This window comes from Niastella sp. sgz303648, from assembly GCF_059587045.1.
The window spans coordinates 60987-84814 of record NZ_JCAPSW010000023.1 but is presented as its reverse complement, the minus strand read 5'-3'; the positions used below and the strand labels follow the sequence as shown (position 1 = coordinate 84814).

Below are 23828 nucleotides of genomic sequence, written 5' to 3'. Positions count from 1 at the left end.
TTGTACTTCTTGAAAAATAGCCCATTGCGAACGTTAAAACACCGCATGAAATATTTTCCGGTTGTCGTTATTGCTCTTTTCATTACTATTCTTACATCATCCTGTGGCAATGTAAAAAATTTACAATACCTGCAGGGCTCGTTCGATACAACACGTTTAAGCAAAATACACGTTCAGGAACCGGTAATACAGATAGGCGATTTATTGGGCATAACGGTTTATAGCGACGATCCGCTGGCAACAGCAGCAGTAACAAATCCCACGACCAATACTTCAGGTTTGGCTTTAAGTACTACTATAGGAGCGAATAGTTTAAGCAGCGGATCAGCAGCCTCCCCCACAGGTGCTTCTACATTGCAGGGGTTTGTTGTAAGCCAGTCGGGTGAAATTCAGTTATATAAACTTGGAACTATTCATGTTGAGGGCAAAACAAAAAAGCAACTGGCCGATTCCCTCGCTTTAATGTATGCCAGTCAGGGGTTGTTAAAGAATCCTTATGTGGAAATACGATTTTTAAATTATAAGGTAACGATTGTAGGCGAGGTAAATCATCCGGGTACATTTTCGATCCCTACCGATAAACTTAGTGCGTTTGAAGCTATTGGTCTCGCTGGTGATATTACAGTGTACGGCCGGCGCGATAATGTGCTGGTTGTACGTGAAATCAATGGCGTTCGACAGTTTGGCCGGTTGAATTTAAAAGACCCCAATGTGTTTTTATCGCCCTATTATTATTTGCAACAAAATGATCTGGTGTTAGTAGATGTAGGCAAAAATAAAGCAATGGTAAACAACCAGTCAACATTCCAGTTTTTTTCTTTAGGAGCCAGTTTGCTTTCAATAACCGCAGTATTTATCAGTATATTCAGAAGATAAAATTATGTCAGAAGAAACTATTGTAAATCAGCGTGCGAAATCTGTAATGAGCCCACGCGAGATCATTTTTAAATACATACGTTATCTACCCTGGCTGGCTATTTCGGTAGCCATCTTATTGGTGCTTGCTTATATAAAGTTGCGATATTCTCCAAATGTATATAGCGTATCGGGCAGGCTACTCGTTACAAACCAACAACCTGGTGGTGGAGGTGAAAAATTTGATGACATTTTCATGATGCAAAAAAGTGATAAGATTTATGATGAAATTGAGATCATCAAGTCCCGGTCACTGGCTGCGCGGGTAGTACGTTCACTCGGATTGCAAAAACAGGTATATAGTAAAGGTAAGATCAGATCATCCGTTATATATCCCAGTGAAGTTCCTTTTAATTTTGAAATAATTTCTCAGGCTGATACTTTACAGAACTTTAGTGTACTGATAACCCTGTTAAATAATTCGGAGTTTACTATAAATGAATCGCCAAAGAAATATTACTTTAATCAAACTATTACTCTTCCCAATGTTAGTTTTCGAATTTTAAATAATAACAGAAGCTGGCAAATATTTGGGAGCAACGAATTTGTAGTTACATGGCAGCCTGTGGATGATCTTGCAAATAGTTTGAGCGCAGGGATTGGGGTAGTCAGGGTAAATGACAATACCAATGTATTAGCCCTTTCCTATCAAACAGAAAATGTTAGGATGGGTGTAGATATTGTGAACCAATACATGAAAGAATACCAGCAAAGCAGGCTGGAAGATAAACGTGAAATAGCTGCCAAAACGCTTGACTTTATAGAAGAACAGTTAAAAGCGGTTTTCAAGGAATTGGGGGGAGTTGAGAACAATCTTCAGAATTATCGTGAAAAACACCGGGTTTTTAACCCCGAAGCACAATCAAGCCTGGTTTTTGATGAATTGTCGGAAACCAATAAACAATTGGCCGAGCACGGCATCAGTATGAAAGTTGCTGAGTACCTGACCAATTATTTGTCTGCCGACCAAAATCAATATAAGGTCATTCCTTCTATGTTAGGTATTCAGGAACCAGCGTTACTGCAACAGGTTACTGAATTTAACAGGTTGCAACTTGAAAGGGAAACTGCCTCGAAAACAACAGCACCCAACAATCCCCGGATTATAACCATGGAAACGGGAATAGAAAAGTTGCGGAAGGATATGTTGGAAACGCTCAATAATGTTAGGCAAACCCATATACTGGCGATGAATGAGCTGGGCAAAAAAAATAAAGAAGCCGAAGGGCTGATAAGCTCCATCCCATCGAAGGAAAAACAAATCAGGGAAGTTACCCGGCAGCAAAGTATTTTGCAGGAATTGTATTCGTACCTGTTACAGAAGAAGCTCGAAACGGCCATAGCCTCTGCCTCTACTATTTCGAATATTAAGGTTATGGAACCAGCGTTGGGGGGAGGGCTTGTTAGTCCCAACAAAAGTTCGATTTATATGCTGGCCTTTTTTATAGGCATAGCTATTCCGGCTGGTATTATATTTCTGCTGGAATATCTGAATGATAAAGTAAAAAGCAAAACTGAGATCCAGCAATTGACCCAGGCTCCTATTTTAGGTGAAATAGGCCATGCAGATGAGAGTAGCGCACTGGTAGTAACACGGAATAACCGAAGGTTCCTGGCAGAACAATTTCGAATTGTGCGGTCAAACATGCAATACATTTTGCCGAACATTTCGAAACCGGTGTTGCTGGTAACTTCTTCGTTTAGTGGGGAAGGTAAATCATTTATCAGCACTAATCTTGGTTCGGTATTAGCCTTATCGGGAAAGCGTACGGTAATACTTGAGTTTGATATACGAAAACCCAAGATCATGAAAGGGCTGGGTTTACATGAAAGAAAAGGAATCACCAATTATATTGTAGGTAGCATTGACTTGCATGAAGTGATACATCCTGTTCCCGACGTAGAGAATTTATTTGTTATACCCTGTGGACCTGTTCCACCAAACCCGGCCGAAATGTTGTTACATGAAAAGGTAACGCAGTTGTTCAAGGAGTTAAAAGCGCAATTTGATGCAATTATTATAGATACAGCGCCGGTAGGGCTGGTAAGTGATGCTGCAACACTCGGCCGCTTTGCAGATGGTACCATTTATATAGTGCGACATAATTATACCCTAAAAAAGCAAATTCAATTAATTGAAGATTTGTACCGGAATAGCAAACTGCCTCATCTTTCCCTGATTATTAATGATGTCGATAACCGAAGAGGATATGGCGGTTATTATGGGTATGGCGGATATGGCTATGGTTATGGCTATGGATATGATGTAAATGGTTCGGGGGGGTATTTTGAAAATGGCACGCCTAAACGAAAGGGTTGGCGCAAATGGTTATCGGGCTCAGCAAAAAATCAGTAATCGAAATCCATGTTGCAATTAGAGGATTATTAAAAGAGAGCTTTTATAATATATGCAGGATGAACTGATAATTGAAGCGGGGGCTTCTGAAAAGAATTATTGGAAAGACATTTGGCGTTACAGAGAATTGTTTTATATACTAAGTTGGCGCGATATAAAAGTACGGTATAAGCAAACTGTAATTGGAGCGGCCTGGGCTGTTGTGCGTCCGCTGTTGACAATGATTATTTTTACAGTTATTTTTGGCCGGGTAGCCGGCATGCAAAAACAAACTACCGTTCCTTATGCGCTGTTGGTTCTTGCAGGTATGCTGCCCTGGCAGTTTTTTTCTGCAGCAATTTCAGAAGCCAGTAACAGCCTGATAAGTAATACCAATCTGGTATCAAAGGTTTATTTTCCCCGATTGATCATCCCTGTCAGTTCGGTAATAACCAGTTTTATTGACTTCTTTATTTCGTTCGGTATATTGGTTGTAATGCTGTTTATTTACAGGTTTGTTCCACCATGGCAAATTATATTCTTGCCTTTTTTTATAGCGCTTTCTTTCCTCGCATCTTTTGGGTTTGGCTTATACCTTACAGCCCTGAATGTGAAATACCGCGATTTCAGATATATTATTCCTTTTATTGTACAATTCGGCCTGTTTGTTTCACCGGTTGGCTGGACAAGTAGCAGAATACCGCCAAACTGGCGAATACCATATTCAATTAATCCGGTTACAGGTATTATAGATGGATTCCGATGGAGCATTTTAGGGGAACCAATTTATTGGCCCGGATTTATAGTGTCTACTGCCGTTATTTTTCTTTTTCTTTTTATTGGAATAAGTTACTTCAGGAAAACTGAAAAAAGTTTCGCGGATAATATTTAAAGCAAATGGGGGCTGTAATTAAAGTTGAGCATCTTTCTAAAAAATTCATTATTCAACATGAGGAGCAGGAAAAGTATACTGCACTTCGTGATGTAATGGTTCGTAAGGCAAGAAAAATTTTCTCATTTCCGTTCAAATTAGGAAAATCAAAAACTATTTATACCCGCGAAGAGTTTTGGGCTTTAAAGGATATAAGCTTCGACATTCAACAGGGCGACCGGGTAGGCATTATAGGCCGGAACGGGGCTGGAAAAAGCACCCTGTTAAAAGTACTTAGCCGTATAACTGAACCAAGTTCGGGACGTATTACGATCAGGGGACGTGTAGCCAGTTTGCTTGAAGTTGGCACTGGTTTTCATCCTGAATTAACGGGTAGGGAAAATATTTACCTGAATGGAGCTATACTTGGTATGAATCGTGTTGAGATCAGAAAGAAATTTGATGAAATTGTAAATTTTGCGGAAGTCGAAAAATTCCTCGATACCCCTGTGAAGCGCTATAGCAGTGGTATGTATGTACGACTGGCATTTGCCGTAGCTGCCCATCTCGAACCTGAGATATTGATTGTAGATGAAGTACTGGCGGTTGGTGACGCCCAGTTTCAGAAAAAGTGTTTAGGCAAAATGGAGGATGTAAGCAAAAATGAAGGGCGAACCGTATTATTCGTTAGCCATAACATGGGCGTAATAACTCAATTATGCAATAAGGGAATATTATTAAATAAAGGAAGTATTGAAATTAAAGGGCCTGTAAATACAGTTCTCGACAGATATATAAGCAATAGCAGCACCGACGATGACCATGGCTATGTTGCAAAGGATGAATTTATAAAAGGCAAAAAGAATTATATTAATAAAGTATGTACTGTAAATTCATCAAATGAAATGGCATCTGATTTTTCTTTTGATGAAAACATAAAAGTCAAATTCAATTTTACTATAAATGAAATGATTCCGAATTTGCTGATCAATATCGGATTTCAGGATAAACTACAGAATAGGATATTTACGATTTTAAAAGAGGCATCTTTATTTAAAAATTATGAAGGCAATAATTATGCTGGTTCTGTAGAAATTCCTTCATCAATAATAGCTCCGAATACTTATTCATTTTCTTTTCAAATTTGGGCAAGGGATATTGCCGTATATGATAATGTTGAAAACATTTGCAGGGTAAAAATTCATGATAACGGAACAGAGTTTGCTCCTTATGAAGGTTTTGATTATGGCAATGTAATACTTACTCCCACCTGGCACTATGATTAAATCTTTCTTAAAGACCTTATTTCATAAAGCTTATACTATTGGTAAGTATGAAGATTTAAGGTTGGAATACATCAGGAGGCAAAAATTATTTAATGAAATTGCCGAATTGCATAATGATGTTTTTTTGGGCGAAAAGGCAAATCTTGTAAATAATAGTAAAAGTAAAAATAGGTTGAAAATAGGTCAGCATTCACGTATCCTGGGTGAATTGCTGCTTTTTCCGCATGATGGTGAAATAAAGATTGGTGAATACTGCTTTATAGGTGAAAACTCAAAAATATGGTCAGCCAGGAAAATAGCTATCGGAGACAGAGTATTAATTGCACATAATGTAAATATTCACGATAATATTTCTCATCCTCTTAACAGCGATCAAAGACACATTGATTTCAAAAATTTTACAGAAGGTGGTTATTTAACCTATACCGATTTGAATGAAAAGGAAATAATAATAGAGGACGATGTTTGGATTGGTTTTAATTCAACTATTCTTAAAGGGGTTGTACTTGGAAAAGGATCAATCATCGGCGCCAATACAGTGATTACAAAATCGGTCCCTGAATATGCGGTAGTAATAGGTAATCCCGCTCAAATTATTAAGTATACCACCTGACTTTAACATTTGCTACGTTTATTTAATTTGCCATATGTTGAGCAATTTTTTTAAAAATGTTTGTTTAAAAATTTATAGTACAGGAAGTATAGAATACTTTAACCGTTTTGAGCAAAATCTTAAAGCGAATTCCATTGTAGGGCAACAAACCAAATTTTACCCGGGCGCAAATATTTCAAATCCATCAGGCAAAAAAGATAATATTGTTATAGGGCAAAACTGTCATATTTACGGATTGTTGCTTGTTTATAATTATGCCGGATCTATTACAATAGGAAATAACTGTTCTGTAAGCGAGTATTCAAGGATCGTTTCAGGTAAAAAAATTGTAATAGGCAACAGGGTTATGATTGCCCATAATGTAAACATCCTCGATAACAACTCTCATCCCAAAAATGCCATTTTAAGACACGAAGACTTTATTAGCAATTATAATGGCGAAATGAAGCAATACGATTTGGATGCAAAGGAAATAGTTATAGAAGATGATGTTTGGATTGGATTTAACTCGATTATTTTAAAGGGTGTAAAAATCGGAAAAGGCGCCATAATCGGTGCAGGATCTGTGGTTTTAAAAGATGTTGAACCCTGGACGATTAATGTAGGTAATCCTTTACGGTGTGTTGAAAAACTTGAGGCACCGGATTTTAATTTAAATAGCTAATTGTTGTGAAAATTCTTGTATTAGGTTCTGAAGGATTTATTGGAAGCCATTGTATTGATTTTTTTCTTGCGCATCAAAATGAAGTTGTTGGTGTTGACATTCATGAGTACCCTTCGAAAAAATATCATTATAAAAAAGTAAGCCGGCTTTCGCCCGAATTAGATGAGATTTTTACCAATGATTATTTCGATGCTGTAATAAACGCGGCCGGAAGCGGCAATGTATCTTATTCAATGTCGCACCCCGTAATTGATTTTGAGGCAAACGTATTGGATACGATCAGAATACTCGACGTAATACGTAAACACCAGATACAAGCCAGGTATATTCACTTGTCGAGCGCCGCAGTGTATGGAAATCCTGCTGAATTACCCGTGTATGAAACGGATGAATGCGTTCCTTTATCGCCTTACGGATGGCATAAATTAATGGCAGAGCAGTTATGTAAAGAATATACAACCATTTATAAGCTTCGAACTGCAACACTCAGGCCGTTTTCGGTATATGGTCCGGGTCTGAAAAAGCAATTGTTCTGGGATATTAATCAAAAATTAGATCGGTCGGGCAACTCCATTCAATTGTTTGGAACCGGCAACGAAAGCCGGGATTTTATTCATGTGCACGACCTCGTAGTGGCAATTGAATATGTGCTTAAATATGGTGAAATGAAGGGAGAAACATATAATGTTGCTTCAGGCATGGAAACTTCTATTAAAAAAGCTGTAGAGCTTTTTCTTAAATATCTGTCACCCGGCACTCATGTTAATTTCAATCACATCGTTCGGGAGGGCGACCCTCTTAACTGGAAGGCCAATATCGATAAATTAGCCCGTTTAGGATTTACCACTTCGGTAAACCTCGAAGACGGGTTGAAAGAAACTGCCGGGTGGATGACTCAATTTCAATAAAGAAGAATTTGAATAAATGCGTATTATTAGAAAGATTGCTTTGATGGCTGTTGGAGACGACGGGTGGCAGGGAGGAATACAGTATATTTTAAACCTTTTAAATGCCTTAAACAGTGTAGCAAATGCCGATTTACAAATTCATTTGTTTAAGCATACAGGTCAAAAATTTTTAAATCTGGAGAAATTTACCAATGTAAAAATTAAGGTGATTGATGTTGATTCAGCGTTCGCTCCATTCTCAATATACAACAGGGCCAAATGGCTATTACAGCGAAAGATCATGAATCGCATAAACCCCCGGCTGGAGGAGTATTTTATTAAGAATAAATATGATTTCGTTTATCCCGGCGTTTTCTCTGGTGTTAACAAAAAACTGAACTCCGGCGCCTGGATAACCGATTTTCAAAGTTTTCATTATCCCGATGGAGCCGACCGCGAGTTCAATGAAAATACCAGAAAGTATCTTGCAAGAATTGCACAACAATCAAATAAACTTATTTTGAGCAGCTGGTTTTGCGAAAGGGATTGTCATAATTTTTTCCCGATCACAAAACAAAAGACTTTTGTGATGCCGTTTGCCGTTTATATCGATAAAGCAACGTTGGCGTTTAATGACTTTGATCACATTCGTACAATGTATTCTCTGCCTGCTAAATTTATGGTAGTTGCCAATTTGTTTGCGCCTACCAAAAATCATATTACATTGTTCAATGCGTTAGGCATATTAAAGAGAGAGGGCATAAGGGTTGATCTGGTTTGTACCGGCAATATTGTCGATTATAGAAATCTGGGATTTGGCAATGAGGTTTTGCAAATACTAACCAAAAATAAAATTCGCGATCAGGTACATTTACTGGGCCTGATCCCACGTGAACACCAGGTAGCAATATTCAGAATGGCAACAGCGATGGTACAGCCTTCAGTAAACGAAGGATGGAGTACATGTGTTGAAGAGGCAAAGGTGCTGGGTAAAATATTATTATTATCGAATATTGAACTGCATAAAGAGCAATATCCCGAAAATCCGGATTTTTTTGATGCGCTGGATGCAAAAGACCTGGCAAAAAAAATCAAAAATGTACTGGCACGAACCCATAGTACTACATTCCCTGATATAAACATAGAGCAACAATCGTATGCTCAATATGAGCATCAGGTTAAAACCTTTGGTAAAAAGTTTCTTGATATTGCTGCCGCATAAAAGCCTGTTAAATCCTTAAAACATATATTGCTTGATAAACGTTACCAAAGCTTTTCTTCCCTCACTGGAACAATATACCAAATACCTTGAAGGTATTTGGGAACGTGGGCATCTAACAAATCACGGCCCCCTGGTTAATGAACTCGAAGAAAAATTAAAGGCTTATCTCGACGTAAAGCACCTGTTTTTTGTAAATAATGGTACGATTGCCATCCAAATAGCTATTAAAGCAATGGAGCTTACAGGAGAGGTAATTACTACTCCCTTTTCTTATGTGGCTACCACCTCTTCCATTGTATGGGAAAAATGCAGCCCGGTATTTGTAGACATCGATCCTGAAACATTTACTATAGATGCTTCAAAAATTGAAGATGCCATTACCGAAAGAACTACCGCTATACTGGCTACCCATGTTTATGGTATACCCTGCGATGTAAAAGCCATTGATAAAATAGCAAAAAAGCACGGGGTGAAAGTTATTTATGATGCTGCTCATGCTTTTGGAGTGAAGTGTTTCGATAAAGGCATTTTAAATTTCGGCGATATTTCAACGCTTAGCTTTCATGCCACCAAACTTTTTCATACCGTTGAGGGAGGCGCCATTATTACAAATGACGATGAATTGGCCCATCGGATAGGTTATATGCGCAACTTTGGTCATAAGGGTCAGGAAGATTTCTGGGGTATGGGCATTAATGGCAAAAGTTCAGAGTTCCATGCTGCCATGGGATTATGCATGTTTCCGCATGTTGAAGATATTATAGCCGTTCGCAAATCTTTATCAGACTCTTATGATAAAAATTTTATTGAGCTTGGCGTTAAATTGATGCGTCCACAGGCAGATAAACATTGTTATTACAATTATGCTTACTATCCGGTTGTATTCGATAGTGAAGCGCAACTGCTGATGGTAAAAGACAGCCTGAATGCTGCTTATATTTATCCGCGAAGATATTTTTATCCTTCACTGAACACATTGCCTTATTTACAACAACCCGGTAAAGTACCCGTGGCAGAAAGCATTTCATCGCGGGTTTTGTGCCTACCCTTGTATCATGATTTGTCAATCGAAAACATCCGGCGTATTTGTACAATAATTGCCGAAGTACTTAAGTATAAATAAAAATATACAGGTTAAAATTTAATCATGATCATTGCCGGTGCAGGTGGACATGCAGTAGAAATATCAGGTATTCTTGAAGAAAATAATTTTCAGGGCCCTGTTTATTTTTTTGATGATGTAAAGGCAATCGCCGGAAGCAAACTATTCGATCGGTATGAAATACTTACCAACATCGATGAGGTACGGCAAATATTTTTAAACGATCCTGACTTCATAATAGGCGTTGGCAAGCCTGTCATAAGAAAGTTATTGCACGATAAATTTGTTCAGGCTGGTGGCCGCTTACAATCGGTTATTTCATGCAATGCCCATATCGGAAAACAACAGGTTGAGCTGGGCGAAGGTTTAAATATAATGACGGGAGCAGTGATCACGGCAAGATCGGTCATTGGAAAAGGAAGCCTTATACATGTTCACTGCAGTGTGCATCACGATACCATAATTGGTGAGTTTTGCGAGTTATCTCCTGGTTGCCGTATTTTGGGGCATGTTCATATTGGTTCCTTTGCATCAGTAGGAGCGGGAGCTGTAATACTACCGGGTATTCATGTGGGTGAGCACGCAGTAATTGGCGCAGGCGCCGTGGTAACTAAAAATGTTGCCGGAGGCACTACAGTTGTGGGAGTACCGGCACGTATACGCAAAAAATCATGAGAGAACAAATAGGTAAATATTCCCCAAAGTTTATAAAAAAAATATATCGCCTGGCGCGGTATAGGAACGAACGGCGTAAGTTTTTGCGTGAACGGGATATCAAAAAAATGCAGGATATAAATATCCGGAAGGAATTTGATCCGGCACATACAAACCTGATCGTTTTTATAATACCGGGCAGTGACTGGGCATCGGGAAAAGAAAAAATATCAGGTGGAACTATTTCCATTGTTTCTATTTGTGAGCAAACGGCCGGAATGAAAGATGTACATGGCGCGCAAACAATTATGTGCACCATGAACGATGATCACCTGTTGTTGAAGCACCAAATGTTTGCCAATAATACAAATGTGTATCGTTTTGAGCAACTGGCTGCTTATTTTAAAAATACTACCAGCATACTCATTCATTTACCCGAATACCTGGTTGAACACTTCCCAGGTTCACTATCTGCGGCTGATTTAGGATGGCTGCAACTAATGCAGCATGTGCATTTCAATATCATGAATCAGAACATTCGGTTAATGCCCACCCCTGATAAAATTGCATTATTGAGTAAAGCGGCACATACAATTACAATAACTACTGCACATCAAAAGTATTGCTCGCCATATTACAGGGATTATTATGGAGTACCCATTCATAAATTTTCGGTATGGATAAGTCCTGAGCAATACCGATATGTAAAATGGACCGAAAAAGAAGAGCTTTTGGTGGTTTCGCCGGATGAACATCCAATGAAAGAAGCAATTTTGGAACAATTGCGTAAAATAAAAGGATTAACAGTACAGATTATTCAAAATCTGACGTACGAACAATATAAATCACTGGTGTGCCGGGCCAAATGGGCCTTAACATTTGGCGAAGGATTGGATGGGTATTTTATAGAACCTGTTTTTAGCGGCGCTATAGCTTTTGCGGTGTATAATGAAGAATTTTTTACTCCCGATTTTAAAGATGTTACAGCTGTATATTCTACTTATAACCTATTGCAGGAAAACATTGAACAGGACCTGAAATTATTAGATGAGTCTGGCAGATATTTGACCTGTCAACAGCAACAATACGCTTTATGCGCAAAGTATTATAATATTGATCAATACCGGAATAATATAAAAGCATTTTACCAAAAGCAATACACTTTTGCGTGAAAAAGGATTTGGATTGGTTAAGGCAATCAGTACCGGATACAATAAGCAAAACAGTGCCCCTCTTTACTATTATAACGATCACCTATAATTCAGCTAAATTTCTTGAACAAACAATTCAAAGTGTGCTTGCACAACAATATGAAGACTTTGAATATATAATTGGTGATGATTGTTCGCAGGATGATACCTGGAAAATTGTTGAAAAATTTAATGATGCAAGAATTAAAAGGTATCGTAATAGCACCAACATTGGAGAATATAATAACCGCACAAAAGCAATACATGAGGCAACCGGGGAATATCTGATTTTTATCGATGGGGATGATATCATTTATCCCAATGCGCTTGAAGTTTATGCCCGTTTTATATTGATGTTTCCGGAATGTGCTATGTTTTTTTCGAGGGAATGGGACCACAGAATTATACATCCCTACAGGGTTGATCCTATAGACATTTATCGTTTTGAATTTCTCGATAATGGCATAACAGGCGGGAATTTTACAAAAGTGCTTTTTAAATCTGCTATTCTGAAAACCTATTCTTTTCCTGCAGACATCAAATCGGGCGATACATATATTCAATTACTGATTGCCCGGAAATTTTCGGGGGTTGTTATTCCGGATGGCTTAACGTGGTGGCGCCGACGAAAAGGGAATGCAACTGAAAATTTATTTAAAGATGATCGCTATATAGCCGAAGCAGTAAACTACCGCATTACCCTGTTAAATGAAGGGTGTCCTCTGCCTGAAGCAGAAAAAGAACATGCTAAAATTAATTTGTATGGGCAGTATCTGCGGCGGTTGATAAGAATGCTCTTTCGGCTTAAATGGTCAATGGTTTTATTTCTGGTTAAAAAAGTTCATGTTCCATTACGTTATTACAAATGTGTTTTTATACCGTCGCGACATGATTTTTTTAAAAACATTACAGGTGATCAACCATTGCATACGGCTATCGCTTCTGTAAAAAAAGTTGTTAAATAAAATATGAAAATTCTTGTTACAGGTTCATCCGGATTAATTGGTTCTGAAGTATGTGTATATTTTGCCCAACAGGGACATAAGATAATAGGTGTTGACAATAACCAGCGGGCTGTTTTTTTTGGCCCGCAGGGAGATACACGCTGGAATCAACAACGGCTTGAAACAACATTAAAAGGATATCAGCATGTTGAATTAGATATTCGTGACCGCAATGGAGTACTGTCGTTATTAGAAAATATTAAACCTGATGCTATTGTGCACACTGCTGCACAACCAAGTCACGACAGGGCGGCTGCAATTCCTTTTGAGGATTTTGATACAAATGCCGTAGGTACCCATAATTTGCTGGAAGCCGTACGCCGTTACTGTCCCGAATCGCCTTTTGTTCACATGTCAACAAATAAGGTATATGGCGATGCGCCTAATTCAATTGCACTTGTTGAAAAGGAAACACGGTGGGATTATGCCGATCCGCAATATGCCGAAGGCATTGCCGAAAGCTTTACAATAGATCAGTCAAAACACTCCCTCTTTGGGGCGTCGAAAGTAGCTGCGGATATTATGGTTCAGGAATATGGCAGGTATTTTAATATTCCTACCTGTTGTTTGCGGGGTGGTTGTTTAACTGGTCCTAATCATTCGGGGGTTGAGTTGCATGGGTTTTTAAGTTACCTGATCAGATGTAACCTGGAAGGTAAAGAGTATAAAATATTTGGTTATAAAGGCAAACAGGTGCGCGATAACATTCATTCGCTGGATGTTGCCCGGTTTATCGAAGCTTTTTTGAATGCGCCACGGATAGCAGAGGTTTATAACCTGGGTGGAGGAAAAGATAATTCAGTGAGTATACTTGAAGCGTTTAAGCTGGTTGAATCGGTTACCGGCATTCCGCAGAAGTATTCTTATGTAAATGAAAACAGGATAGGTGATCATATATGCTACTACAGCGATCTGCGTAAAATGCACGCACATTATCCTTCATGGGGTATCACAAGAGACCTGAAAGCAACTTTTGAAGAAATTGTCGAAAGCTGGCATAAAAGATTGAATAAATAATAAGATGGCGAAGCATTTAGTATTGCAAAATCAGTGGGTGAACGGATGGGAATATGGCATCGTAAGGGCTTTTGAAGATGCTATTGCAAGAATAACCGGAGCAAAAATTATTCAGTATCCCGAACGCCATATTCATCCGGCAATCATGCAAAGAGTGGGGCAGGGTATGAATAAAGGCAAATACAGAAGATTTTTACCCAAAGCCGCCTTTGCGCCTGAAACAGATGTTCTTTGGGTAATATTGATGGGGCCCGAAAATTATGAGCTTGACCTGTATAAAGGATGGGAAAAAAGCGCCGCCAAAAAAATCGTGTATTTGTGCGATACATTGCCGTTTCAAATGGAAACGATCAAACGGCTGTTTTCAAACAATAATTTTGACCTGTGTATAACCGCCTTTGAAGAAGCCGTTCCACAACTTGAAAAGGTTACACAACGAAAGTGGCATGGCATTGTACAGGCAGCGCCAACAGAACTTTTTGTAGCTACTCCCTTCGAGGAAAGAAAAATACACTTTTCTGCTTATGGAAGGCGTTTCCCGGTATCTCATGAAGCATTAATAGATTTTTGCCGGCAAAATAATCTTTATTACGACTATACAACGCATGACGGCCGGCATCCGACTGCCGACGCGCGGGAATTATATAAACAATACGCCTGGCATTTGTCGAACAGCTTATTTAATGTTTCGTGGCCTGTTGAATTAACAAATCCGCAAAGGGCAGGTTATCTGCGGCCAATCACGCCCCGATGGTTCGAGGCTGGGTTAAGTAATTGCATTATTGTTGGTAAAGGGCCTGATAATTCAAAGTTTCATGATGAACTGTGTAAAGACATTGTGCATGAAATGGATCCGTTTCAATCTAAGCAAAATATTTTTCGCCGGTTAGATGATTTATGGCAAAACCGGAAAACTTTATTTGAAAAAAGTAGTCAGTTAAGGAACAACAATGTGTACAGGTGGAGTTGGGACCATCGGGTAAATACTATTCTTGATCTGTTAGCTGAAATAAAATAATACTGTAGTGGCTGATAGTAAATTGAAACCTGTAAATGGGAGCCGGCGTATTACTGAATTAGATGGCTTAAGAGGTATAGCTATATTATTAGTGATTTCTTTTCATTACATAAATAATCAGCTTTTACATGCGCAATCTGTTTTAGGTAAATTTTTATGTAAAGCAACCTCATTTGGCTGGGTAGGAGTTGATTTGTTTTTCGTATTGTCAGGTTTTTTAATTGGAACTATTTTGATAAAGAATAAAGGTTCAAAAAATTATTTTTCTACCTTTTATATAAGAAGGATTGTTCGAATTATCCCTAATTATTACCTGGCAGTAGCATTATTCCTTATTATATGTACCATCCCGTTTTTTTCAGATAATAAGTTTTTAACAGGAGATAACGTGTTGCCATGGTGGTCATATTTAACCATGCTTCACAATATTTATATGGCGCGCCTCAATAGCATGGGAAACAACGCCATGTCAATTACATGGTCAATAGGTATTGAGGAACAGTTTTATATTATTTTTCCTTTTATAATATACTTTTTAAAAGATAGATGGCTGCCCTTTTTGCTGGTATTGGTAATAATTGCTGCCTGTTTAATACGCCTGCAGTTTGATACCTGGATTCCTGCGTATGTATTATTGCCTTGCAGAATGGATGCCATGGCCTTTGGTATTTTAGTGGCTTATTATAATCAGCGTATAGATTTTGCTGACTTTGTTCGTAAACATTTTAATTATTTTATCGCCATACTGTTATTGGATATATCAGTATGTGCTTTTTTATTTTGGCGATTTAATGATCTGGGAGCCATAAAGCATAGTTTATTTGCTTTGTTTTTTGCCATCTGTCTGATCTTTAGCCTGGTCGGCAGTAATTCTTTATATATAAAAGTTTTGCAAAATAAACTGCTGGTTTGGATAGGTACTATTTCTTATTCATTATACCTGTTTCATTATATTATTTTAGGATTGTTTCAGCATTTTGCAGGAAATAAAGGTGGGCTGGTTATTGCCAATGGGAGGGATATTGTGCTAACCATTGCAGCTTTTATAACTTCATTGTTGATTTCATGGCTGATTTACAAAATACTTGAAACGCCGTTTGTAAAGTGGGGAAAGCAGTTTAAATATTAAATCATGATTATCCGCATTAAGTTTTTCATACGCCGGTTATTATGCAATGAGATGACGGGACTTGTCATCAGTAAAATATTTAAACATTCCATTCCGGATATACGTTGGAAGGGATACCGCTTCCGGATACCTGAGAAAGGTGTCAGCTACACAAACATTGCAGCAATCTTTTGGGGATTTTATGAAAGTGCAGAAATCAGGATGATTCAGAAAGGTCTTACCGGCGATACTGATATTATTGAGCTGGGAGGAAGTTTGGGGGTTGTGTCCGGTCATATAGCCTCAAAATTGAAGCCCGGAAAAAGATTTTTTACTGTTGAAGCAAATCCTGCTTTAATTAATTCAATAAAAAAGAACATCAGCACTTTAGTTGCTTCGGGTATAAATTATGAAGTATTGAACTATGCTATTGACTATACCGGCTCTACTGTACAATTGTCGGTTACAGGTGATAATACCGAAACAAGGATTGGTGGTAATAACAGTCAGGGCAAATCTGTTATTGTCAATACACTAACATTGAAAAATATTATTGACAGATTTGGTATAAACGAATACACCCTGGTGTGTGATATAGAAGGGGCAGAAATACAATTTTTATTCGAAGAGCCTGATGCATTGAATAATTGTGTAAGCATATTTATTGAATTGCATGATACCTGGTATAATCATGTAAAATATAGTGTAAATGATGTTCTGAGTATATTAACTGACAGGATAGGGTTTCGCCTTGTAGACAGGCAAGGCCCGGTGTGTTTTTTGAAAAGATAATAAGTTATTTATGCATGGTATTCGTATTGCCCTGATTGTATCGCATCCTATTCAACATTTTTGCCCTCAATATGTAAGTTTTGCTGAAAATAAGAATGTTGTATTTAAAGTATTTTTTGGCTCCATGCTGGGGTTAAAAAAATACATGGATCCCAATTTTAAACAGGAAATATCATGGGGGAATCTGAATTTGAATAAATTTCAACATGAGTTCCTGAATGGTGAACTGGTAATACAACCGGATAAAGAGCTGGATGCTTTTTCATTGGAGAAAGCTTTAGCCGATTTCAATCCTGATGTTATTATATGTTACGGGTATTTTCAGAAACTGCAGCGTAGGGCTTACCAGTGGGCAAAGAGGCAGCATATTCCTATTGCATATATATCAGATAGTGAGTTACGTCAAAAAAGAAACAGGTTAAAGGAGATCCTGAAATGGCCTTTTATAAAATGGTATTTTTCCAATATCAGTTATTTTCTATCTGTAGGAGATGCCAATGAAGATTATTATAAAAAGTATGGTGTTCCTGCAGGAAAAATACTTCGTATGCATTTCCCGATTGATCTTAAATGCTATGAACAATCTTATGCGGCCCGTAATGAATTAAGAACGGCCATCCGGTTAAAGTATAACATTCCTCCAGGTGATATAGTTTTGAGTGTGGTAGGCAAACTGGTTGCGTGGAAAAATCAGGATCATATTATCAGCGCGCTTCAATTATTGGAAAAACGTGGTATCCATGCGCATCTTTTTCTTATAGGATCAGGTGACTTGCAACAAAGCTGGGAGCAGCAGGCAAAGGCCCTTACAAAAAGCAAAGTATATTTTACAGGGTTCACTAATATTGACTCATTACCGGCTTATTATGCCGCTACGGATATCTATGTCCATCCTGCTTCTGTTGAGCCACATTCCATTGCTGTAAGCGAAGCAATTTATATGGGATGCCCTGTAATTATGAGCGACCATTGCGGCAGTTATGGGCCTAATGATGATGTACAGGAAAATAAGAACGGTTGGGTATATGAGTTTGGTAATATTGAAGAATTGGCAAAAAAAATTGAGCAACTTAGTAAAGATAAATTAACGCGGGAGGCTTTTTCAAACCATTCTCATAATATAGGGGTTGAATTTCAGCAAAACTCTCATTATAAAACATTGGAAAAATTAACAGAAAAAATCACAAACCATTTCGATAACCAATAATTAATTATAATAATAGTACATGCGGCTATTAATCATAGGATCAGATAAAATATATGCTATTGAGAATTTTTATGTAAAATATATACGTGAAAAGGGAATCGAGGTTAAACTATTTACAGCTCAAAGTATCTTTTATGATTATTATCAAAGCAGTATTATAAATAAGATCTTATATCGAGCAGGGTTTTCTGGCATAATAAATTTGATCAATGAAAAGTTCAAACAAATTGTACAGGAGTATAAGCCTGCAATTATCTGGGTTTTTAAAGGAATGGAAATTTACCCTGAATCTTTGCAATGGGCAAAGCAACAGGGTATAATTCTTGTAAATTATAATCCTGATAATCCTTTTATTTTCACAGGGAAGGGTAGTGGCAACCGGAATATAACAGAATCAATCAGTTTATATGATATGCACTTTACATATAACCTGGCTGTAAAACGAAAGCTTGAAGAAACGTTTACTGTCAGAACAGCTCTGCTGCCTTTTGGGTTTAACCTCGAAGAAAAGGTGCTTTTAGACTGCGAAAAGGTTCCTGAAATTGTTAAAACATGTTTTTTGGGCAACCCTGATAAACAACGTGCCGGGTTTATTATGAAACTGGCAGAGCAGGGAATTGAATTAGATGTATATGGCAACGACTGGAATAGGTTTGTACAGCATGATAATATTACCGTGTTTAAACCAGTTTATGCAGAAGAGCAGTGGAAAGTTTTGCGTAAGTACAGAATTCAGTTGAATCTGATGCGTATGCATAACGAGGATTCCCATAACATGAGAACCTTTGAAGTACCTGGTGTTGGGGGAATCTTGTTGGCTCCCGATACACCCGAACATAGGATGTTTTTTACAAATGAGAAAGAAGTTTTCCTGTTTTCAGATATTGATGACTGTATAAATCAAATACAAAAAATCATTAGCTTTAGTAAAGAAGAAGCAGATACTATAAGGCAACGGGCACGTCAGCGATCTTTGCAATCAGGGTATAGCTATAAAGACCGGGCTGTTGTTGTGCTGCAGATCTTACAACATATATATGCGCCGGTTATGCATCATTCATTTTAGTCCGCTGGAAATGTACCCGCCGGTTATGAACTGGCTAAATTTTCTGGCTGTACAACCTGTTCCTGAAGGAACCAGGATAAGTGTTTATACAAGTGGTACTAAAAATGCTGAAAACGCATTTATACCCTATAAGCCCGTAATAAAAATAATGCGTGTAGCATCGTTTTCAACTACTTTTTTTATTGTCAGATACTGGAATTATTTAAAATTTTATATAGTCACGCTTTTAGGACTTTTAAAGAATCGTCCTGACACAGTTTTATATTACGAAACTTTATCGGCGTTCCCGGCCATTATTTATAAAAAATGGTTCAATCGCAAATGCCGCTTGTTTATACATTATCATGAATATACGTCGCCCCTCGAATACAAACAGGGTATGATTCTTAATCGGTTGTCGCATAAGTTAGAAAAAAAAATATTTCCGTTGTGTGAGTGGGTATCTCATACAAATCAGGACCGACTTGACAGATTTATGCAGGATAATACCACAGTTCGCCCTTCTCAAACTTATATGTTGCCAAATTATCCACCATCGGCCTGGATAGAAAGAGAACAAAAACACAAATTGCAGGTACCGGTTAAAATGGTATACATTGGCGCCTTAAGTATGGAAACAATGTTTACCCGGGAATTGGGAGATTGGCTAACGTCTCAAAATGGTAATATACAATGTGATATTTATTCATCGAATATTACTGCAGATGCAAAAGCATATCTTGATTCGTTCGATAAAAACATAATGCGATTTTGTGATAGTATTGAATATTTCTCTATTCCGCATGTATTAAAAAAATACGATATAGGAGTTGTTTTATACAAGGGGCATATAGACAATTATATTTATAATGCGCCCAATAAATTGTTTGAATATTTCGCATGCGGCCTTGATGTATGGTTCCCTGATATAATGATCAGCAGCATGCAGCATGTAACCAGGGGAATTTATCCGAAAATAATACCGGTAAATTTTGGCACTCTCGAAAAGTTGAATTTATCCGAGGTTATTGATCGGTCGAACCTTGCGTTTGAAGCATCTCCATATTGCTGTGAGCAGGTTTTCCTGAAATTATGGATTAGCATAGCCGGTTCGCTTAATTAAAATGCAAAGGGTAGAAAAAAAGAGGTGCGGGATAATATAATAGATTGAATAATGGATACCTTAATAACAATCAATAGAGAAAATTCAGGAAGAGTAAGGGGAATTTATCTGTTAACAGTTTCGCTTATAATTTTGATTTACCTGTTAGTAGATTCTGAATTTACTTTTCAGGAATCTTTTATTATTGCATATCAGGTTTATCTTGTTTTAAGGTTCATCAATAACTTCGGATATACTATATGTTTTTTTGATTTTTTATTTTTTTATTCCGCCATGAATACACTTATAATGCCATTAATAGGTTATAAAGTGTATAATATTAATAATCCATTGGCATTTTTATGGGGATGGTATATGAGGGTGCCGGAAGAAACCTACTATTCATTTTTAATTCCGGCCAATCTGGCCCTTTTTCTTGGGGTAAGTTTTTTTTTAAGGAAATACACACCATTATATTTTAAAGATCTTATTAACCTATTACCAGAGATAACAAAAAACAAGGGTAAAACAGGTATTGTTTTAACAGCTATCGGATTTGTAGCTACATTCATAGAAAACAGTGCATCCGGCTCTTATGTTTTTCATTTATTTTCCATGTTAAAATATGTAGGACCTCTCTACATTTATTTTTCAGATCTGCCCTTTAAAAGAGTAGTACTTATATTATCATTTGGGGCTTTTTTGGTTCAGGCTATTTTGAATGGAATGTTTGGTGAGTTTGTAATGTATTTAATTCTGGCACTGATAGTTTTAGCTTTAAAATTTGAATTTAGATTTATAACCAAATTATTGACTTTTTCAGTTGGTCTTTTTTTGATTATTATATTACAAAGTATTAAAGGTACCTATCGGGGCATTACATGGTCGGGAAAAACCATAAATGGATTGTCTGTCGGAAAATCTTCGAAAGTTGAAATTTTCGGGTCACTTTTTACCGATAAAATAGTAAACCATGAAAGACTTTTTGATGAACGATCAAGCTTTATGCTGTATATGCGAATGAATCAGGGGTATCTGATTTCCCGTGCAATGGATTACGTTCCAAGAGTGGAGCCTTTTGCAAACGGAGAAACTATTATACGTACAATAGGAGCGATCATCGTTCCTCGTTTATTTTGGCCGGATAAGCCTGAATCGGGAGGACGCGAAAATTTGGCCAGATTTGTTGGGATTAAGAAAAAGCTTAATTATAGTATGAATATTGGTCCATATGGAGAAGCCTACGGTAATTTTGGCCCTCAGTATGGAATAATTTTCATATTTGCATATGGCCTCTTTCTTTCTTTTTTATTTAAACTACTTCTTGACAATTGCATACATCGTCCCACTTTGTTGCTTTGGGCTCCATTGCTGTTTTATTATACGTTGTCAGTAGAAACAGATATACTTTCAACTTTAAATTCTTTTGTAAAAGGTTCTTTATTTGTATTCATTCTTTTTTTGGCTTCTAAACATTTCTTTAAAGCTCCTTTGTAGAAATAATAATTAAATGAGGCTGTGTTTTATTTTTCGTAGAAAAGACCCTGTGTTTTTTAGCATTGAGCGGGTGTTTGCAATCATTTTGCCCTGGTTAAAAGGTATTCAGGTTAAACAAATTGAGCTTCCGTTATACACTACTGGTATCGGGGCTATTATCAGAAATATATTGTTTATCAGAAAGCGGCCCGAAACAATCTTTCATGTTACAGGCGATGTGCATTATGCTGTACTGGGATTATTGGGTAAAAAAACAGTGCTAACTATTCATGATTGCGTATTTATGAATCATCCAAACTCAGTAAAACGGATGGTTCTAAAATATGTATTGCTTAAATGGCCTGTGAAGTATTGTTCAGTTGTTACAACTATTTCAGAAAAATCACGACTTGATATTATTCGATATACAGATTGTAAGCCGGATAAAGTGGTTATAATTCCAAATCCCCTCGATGCAGGATTTTATTTTTCAGAAAAAAAGTTTAATGGCGGTTATCCGGTTATTCTATTTATTGGTTCAACGCCTAATAAAAACCTGCAAAGAGTTATCGAAGCGATTAAAGGCATTAACTGCCTGCTCGATATTGTTGGCAATATACCAACCGATCTGCAAAAAGTATTGGAAGAGGGAGGGATTCAATATCAGCAATCAGCGGGCCTGACTAACGAGCAGTTGGTTAAAAAATACATTGCATGTGATATGATGTTATTCCCTTCAACCTATGAAGGTTTTGGTTTGCCAATCATTGAAGCCCAGCAAACCGGACGGCCGGTGATTACTTCAAACATTAGCCCGATGAAAGAAGTAGCCGGTGAAGGGGCCTGCCTCGTAGATCCCTTTTCGGTAGAATCTATACGGGCAGCAATTATTAATGTTATACAGGATGAGCTGTACCGTGAAAATATTATTGAAAAAGGTTTGCTAAACGTTCAGCAATATAAACCCGAAAAAATAGCCGGGTTATATGCTGATTTATACCAACGCTTGCATAATTCCTAACGTATAAAAATATTAACAGAAGCTTAAGGTGACATTAAAGCTTGATTAATATCTGTTGCTGTGACATGAAAAAAAAATTTGAACGCATTACCTTTGCAACAGTCAGGCATAAGATAAAATTATAAGAATTGGTAATTTCAGGAAAAGCGGGAATAAAAAGTGAATTCAGGTAGACAAAACGGGGACTTTGATTGTTAAACGAAGTTCCGTGCTTTGCACAAGTATTTAATAAGCATATTTTTATTTTTAACTTTTGCAAAGTTTCGTATCCATAAATCATATTTATACTTATTCGAAATTGAATTAATGTAGTTTGTCAATAAGTAAATATGCGCGTACCCTTCTCTTTTTATTCATTCTAAATCTCAATCTGTGAAAATTTTTCGGAAGGAGTTCGCAAATCTTATTCTTAAGAAAATGCACAGCAGATATATTCTGCTTTTTGTTTATGGGTTTCTGATGGCATCAATTCTATATTTTTATATGGAAGATAACTACGAGAAAAAGCTGTTTGAAGCCATGGGCGATTATATAAAGGAAAAAACACAAGGTTCAAAAAATGCCACCGACGCCCTGCTATTACAAAGTCTTCACCTTACACACTATCTTGGCCAAAGCCGGTCTTTTATTTTCAATAACAGAGACGTACGTTCAATCGAATCTTCTATCATACATCCTGTTACCTTTGATTTAATGACAGCTAAAGGAGCATGCGGTAGCTATGCTTATATTTTAAGTAACTTGTTAAAACAACTTAATGTCCCTAATCGCATTGCCCAAATGAAAGTAAATGGAGAATACGGAGGACATATTCTTGTTGAAGCCCAAAGTTCGCGGGGATGGGTTGTATTAGATGGCTCTTATGATTTGTTTTTTAAAAAACCCGATGGCAACCTGGCAAGTTTTGCTGATGTACAGTCAAACTGGCAATATTATCGTAGCCAGGTTCCGGCCAATTATAATTTCAATTACCGGTACGAAGACGTACGATATACGAACTGGGAAAAAATTCCGGTTATAATGCCTTTAATGAAAAAGGCATTTTCGTTTTTTTTAGGTAAAGAACGAACCGAGAACTTTTCTTTGCGAATTCTTTTTTTAAGAAAGTTTCATGTATTGTTTTTAGCCACCTGTTTTATATATCTTATGATCGTTCTGGCTGTTATCAGGCGCTACATACGTAAGAACCGGAAGGCGTTAACGGTTTATCTGCCCGGCTTATTTTCCGCCAAACGAATTCCTTCAACGGTAGTTAACGGAATAATACAAAAGCGGGCATAACTTTTTTCTACTCTGCTC

General features: G+C 37.4%; 22 protein-coding genes. All 22 read left to right on the top strand.

Annotation, left to right across the window (positions count from 1 at the left end; genetic code table 11):
* The first annotated feature begins 24 nt into the window (after positions 1 to 24).
* The 22 genes from AC59IL_RS35825 (at position 25) to AC59IL_RS35720 (ending at position 23810) form a co-directional block, all read left to right on the top strand.
* Positions 25 to 876 (top strand): polysaccharide biosynthesis/export family protein, encoded by an 852-nt coding sequence (locus AC59IL_RS35825; RefSeq protein WP_496557069.1) that lies wholly within the window; start codon positions 25 to 27, stop codon positions 874 to 876.
* Positions 877 to 880: 4 nt separating this feature from the next.
* Positions 881 to 3271 (top strand): GumC family protein, encoded by a 2391-nt coding sequence (locus tag AC59IL_RS35820; protein ID WP_496557068.1) that lies wholly within the window; start codon positions 881 to 883, stop codon positions 3269 to 3271.
* Between the two features lie 52 nt (positions 3272 to 3323).
* The gene (locus AC59IL_RS35815; protein WP_496557067.1) at positions 3324 to 4142 is read left to right on the top strand and encodes an ABC transporter permease; all 819 of its coding nucleotides are present in this window, start codon (positions 3324 to 3326) and stop codon (positions 4140 to 4142) included.
* Between the two features lie 5 nt (positions 4143 to 4147).
* Positions 4148 to 5407: an ABC transporter ATP-binding protein gene (locus AC59IL_RS35810; protein ID WP_496557066.1), complete on the top strand. Its 1260-nt coding sequence runs from the start codon at positions 4148 to 4150 to the stop codon at positions 5405 to 5407.
* Positions 5400 to 6020, top strand: coding sequence for an acyltransferase (locus tag AC59IL_RS35805; RefSeq protein WP_496557065.1), 621 nt, complete (start codon positions 5400 to 5402; stop codon positions 6018 to 6020). The genes AC59IL_RS35810 and AC59IL_RS35805 overlap by 8 nt, the downstream gene beginning before the upstream one ends.
* Positions 6021 to 6054: 34 nt before the next feature.
* A complete protein-coding gene (locus tag AC59IL_RS35800) occupies positions 6055 to 6684 on the top strand; it encodes an acyltransferase (RefSeq protein ID WP_496557064.1) in 630 nt (209 codons plus the stop codon).
* 5 nt (positions 6685 to 6689) lie between these two features.
* Positions 6690 to 7592: an NAD-dependent epimerase/dehydratase family protein gene (locus AC59IL_RS35795; protein ID WP_496557063.1), complete on the top strand. Its 903-nt coding sequence runs from the start codon at positions 6690 to 6692 to the stop codon at positions 7590 to 7592.
* Positions 7593 to 7608: 16 nt separating this feature from the next.
* Positions 7609 to 8793, top strand: a complete 1185-nt coding sequence (locus AC59IL_RS35790; RefSeq protein ID WP_496557062.1) for a glycosyltransferase — start codon at positions 7609 to 7611, stop codon at positions 8791 to 8793.
* A 31-nt stretch (positions 8794 to 8824) separates the two neighbouring features.
* Positions 8825 to 9916 carry a DegT/DnrJ/EryC1/StrS family aminotransferase gene (locus tag AC59IL_RS35785; protein ID WP_496557061.1) on the top strand — a complete coding sequence of 364 codons (1092 nt, stop codon included), beginning with the start codon at positions 8825 to 8827 and terminating at the stop codon, positions 9914 to 9916.
* A 24-nt stretch (positions 9917 to 9940) separates the two neighbouring features.
* Positions 9941 to 10570, top strand: a complete 630-nt coding sequence (locus AC59IL_RS35780; protein ID WP_496557060.1) for a NeuD/PglB/VioB family sugar acetyltransferase — start codon at positions 9941 to 9943, stop codon at positions 10568 to 10570.
* Complete coding sequence (locus AC59IL_RS35775) at positions 10567 to 11721, top strand: hypothetical protein (protein ID WP_496557059.1); 1155 nt, start codon at positions 10567 to 10569, stop codon at positions 11719 to 11721. Before AC59IL_RS35780 ends, AC59IL_RS35775 begins: the two co-directional genes overlap by 4 nt.
* Positions 11718 to 12704 carry a glycosyltransferase family 2 protein gene (locus tag AC59IL_RS35770; protein WP_496557058.1) on the top strand — a complete coding sequence of 329 codons (987 nt, stop codon included), beginning with the start codon at positions 11718 to 11720 and terminating at the stop codon, positions 12702 to 12704. The genes AC59IL_RS35775 and AC59IL_RS35770 overlap by 4 nt, the downstream gene beginning before the upstream one ends.
* Positions 12705 to 12707: 3 nt before the next feature.
* Positions 12708 to 13760 (top strand): NAD-dependent epimerase/dehydratase family protein, encoded by a 1053-nt coding sequence (locus AC59IL_RS35765; protein WP_496557057.1) that lies wholly within the window; start codon positions 12708 to 12710, stop codon positions 13758 to 13760.
* A 4-nt stretch (positions 13761 to 13764) separates the two neighbouring features.
* The gene (locus tag AC59IL_RS35760; protein WP_496557056.1) at positions 13765 to 14778 is read left to right on the top strand and encodes a hypothetical protein; all 1014 of its coding nucleotides are present in this window, start codon (positions 13765 to 13767) and stop codon (positions 14776 to 14778) included.
* A gap of 7 nt (positions 14779 to 14785) precedes the next feature.
* Positions 14786 to 15907 (top strand): acyltransferase family protein, encoded by a 1122-nt coding sequence (locus tag AC59IL_RS35755; protein WP_496557055.1) that lies wholly within the window; start codon positions 14786 to 14788, stop codon positions 15905 to 15907.
* 3 nt (positions 15908 to 15910) lie between these two features.
* Positions 15911 to 16678 (top strand): FkbM family methyltransferase, encoded by a 768-nt coding sequence (locus AC59IL_RS35750; protein WP_496557054.1) that lies wholly within the window; start codon positions 15911 to 15913, stop codon positions 16676 to 16678.
* Between the two features lie 10 nt (positions 16679 to 16688).
* A complete protein-coding gene (locus AC59IL_RS35745) occupies positions 16689 to 17885 on the top strand; it encodes a glycosyltransferase family 4 protein (protein WP_496557053.1) in 1197 nt (398 codons plus the stop codon).
* Positions 17886 to 17904: 19 nt separating this feature from the next.
* Complete coding sequence (locus tag AC59IL_RS35740; RefSeq protein ID WP_496557052.1) at positions 17905 to 18951, top strand: CgeB family protein; 1047 nt, start codon at positions 17905 to 17907, stop codon at positions 18949 to 18951.
* Entirely contained in the window at positions 18923 to 20053 is a 1131-nt protein-coding gene (locus tag AC59IL_RS35735; RefSeq protein ID WP_496557051.1) for a glycosyltransferase family protein, read from the top strand. Before AC59IL_RS35740 ends, AC59IL_RS35735 begins: the two co-directional genes overlap by 29 nt.
* A gap of 51 nt (positions 20054 to 20104) precedes the next feature.
* Positions 20105 to 21529, top strand: coding sequence for a hypothetical protein (locus tag AC59IL_RS35730; protein ID WP_496557050.1), 1425 nt, complete (start codon positions 20105 to 20107; stop codon positions 21527 to 21529).
* 13 nt (positions 21530 to 21542) lie between these two features.
* Positions 21543 to 22529 (top strand): glycosyltransferase family 4 protein, encoded by a 987-nt coding sequence (locus AC59IL_RS35725; protein ID WP_496557049.1) that lies wholly within the window; start codon positions 21543 to 21545, stop codon positions 22527 to 22529.
* A 483-nt stretch (positions 22530 to 23012) separates the two neighbouring features.
* Positions 23013 to 23810: a hypothetical protein gene (locus AC59IL_RS35720; protein WP_496557048.1), complete on the top strand. Its 798-nt coding sequence runs from the start codon at positions 23013 to 23015 to the stop codon at positions 23808 to 23810.
* Positions 23811 to 23828: the final 18 nt, after the last annotated feature.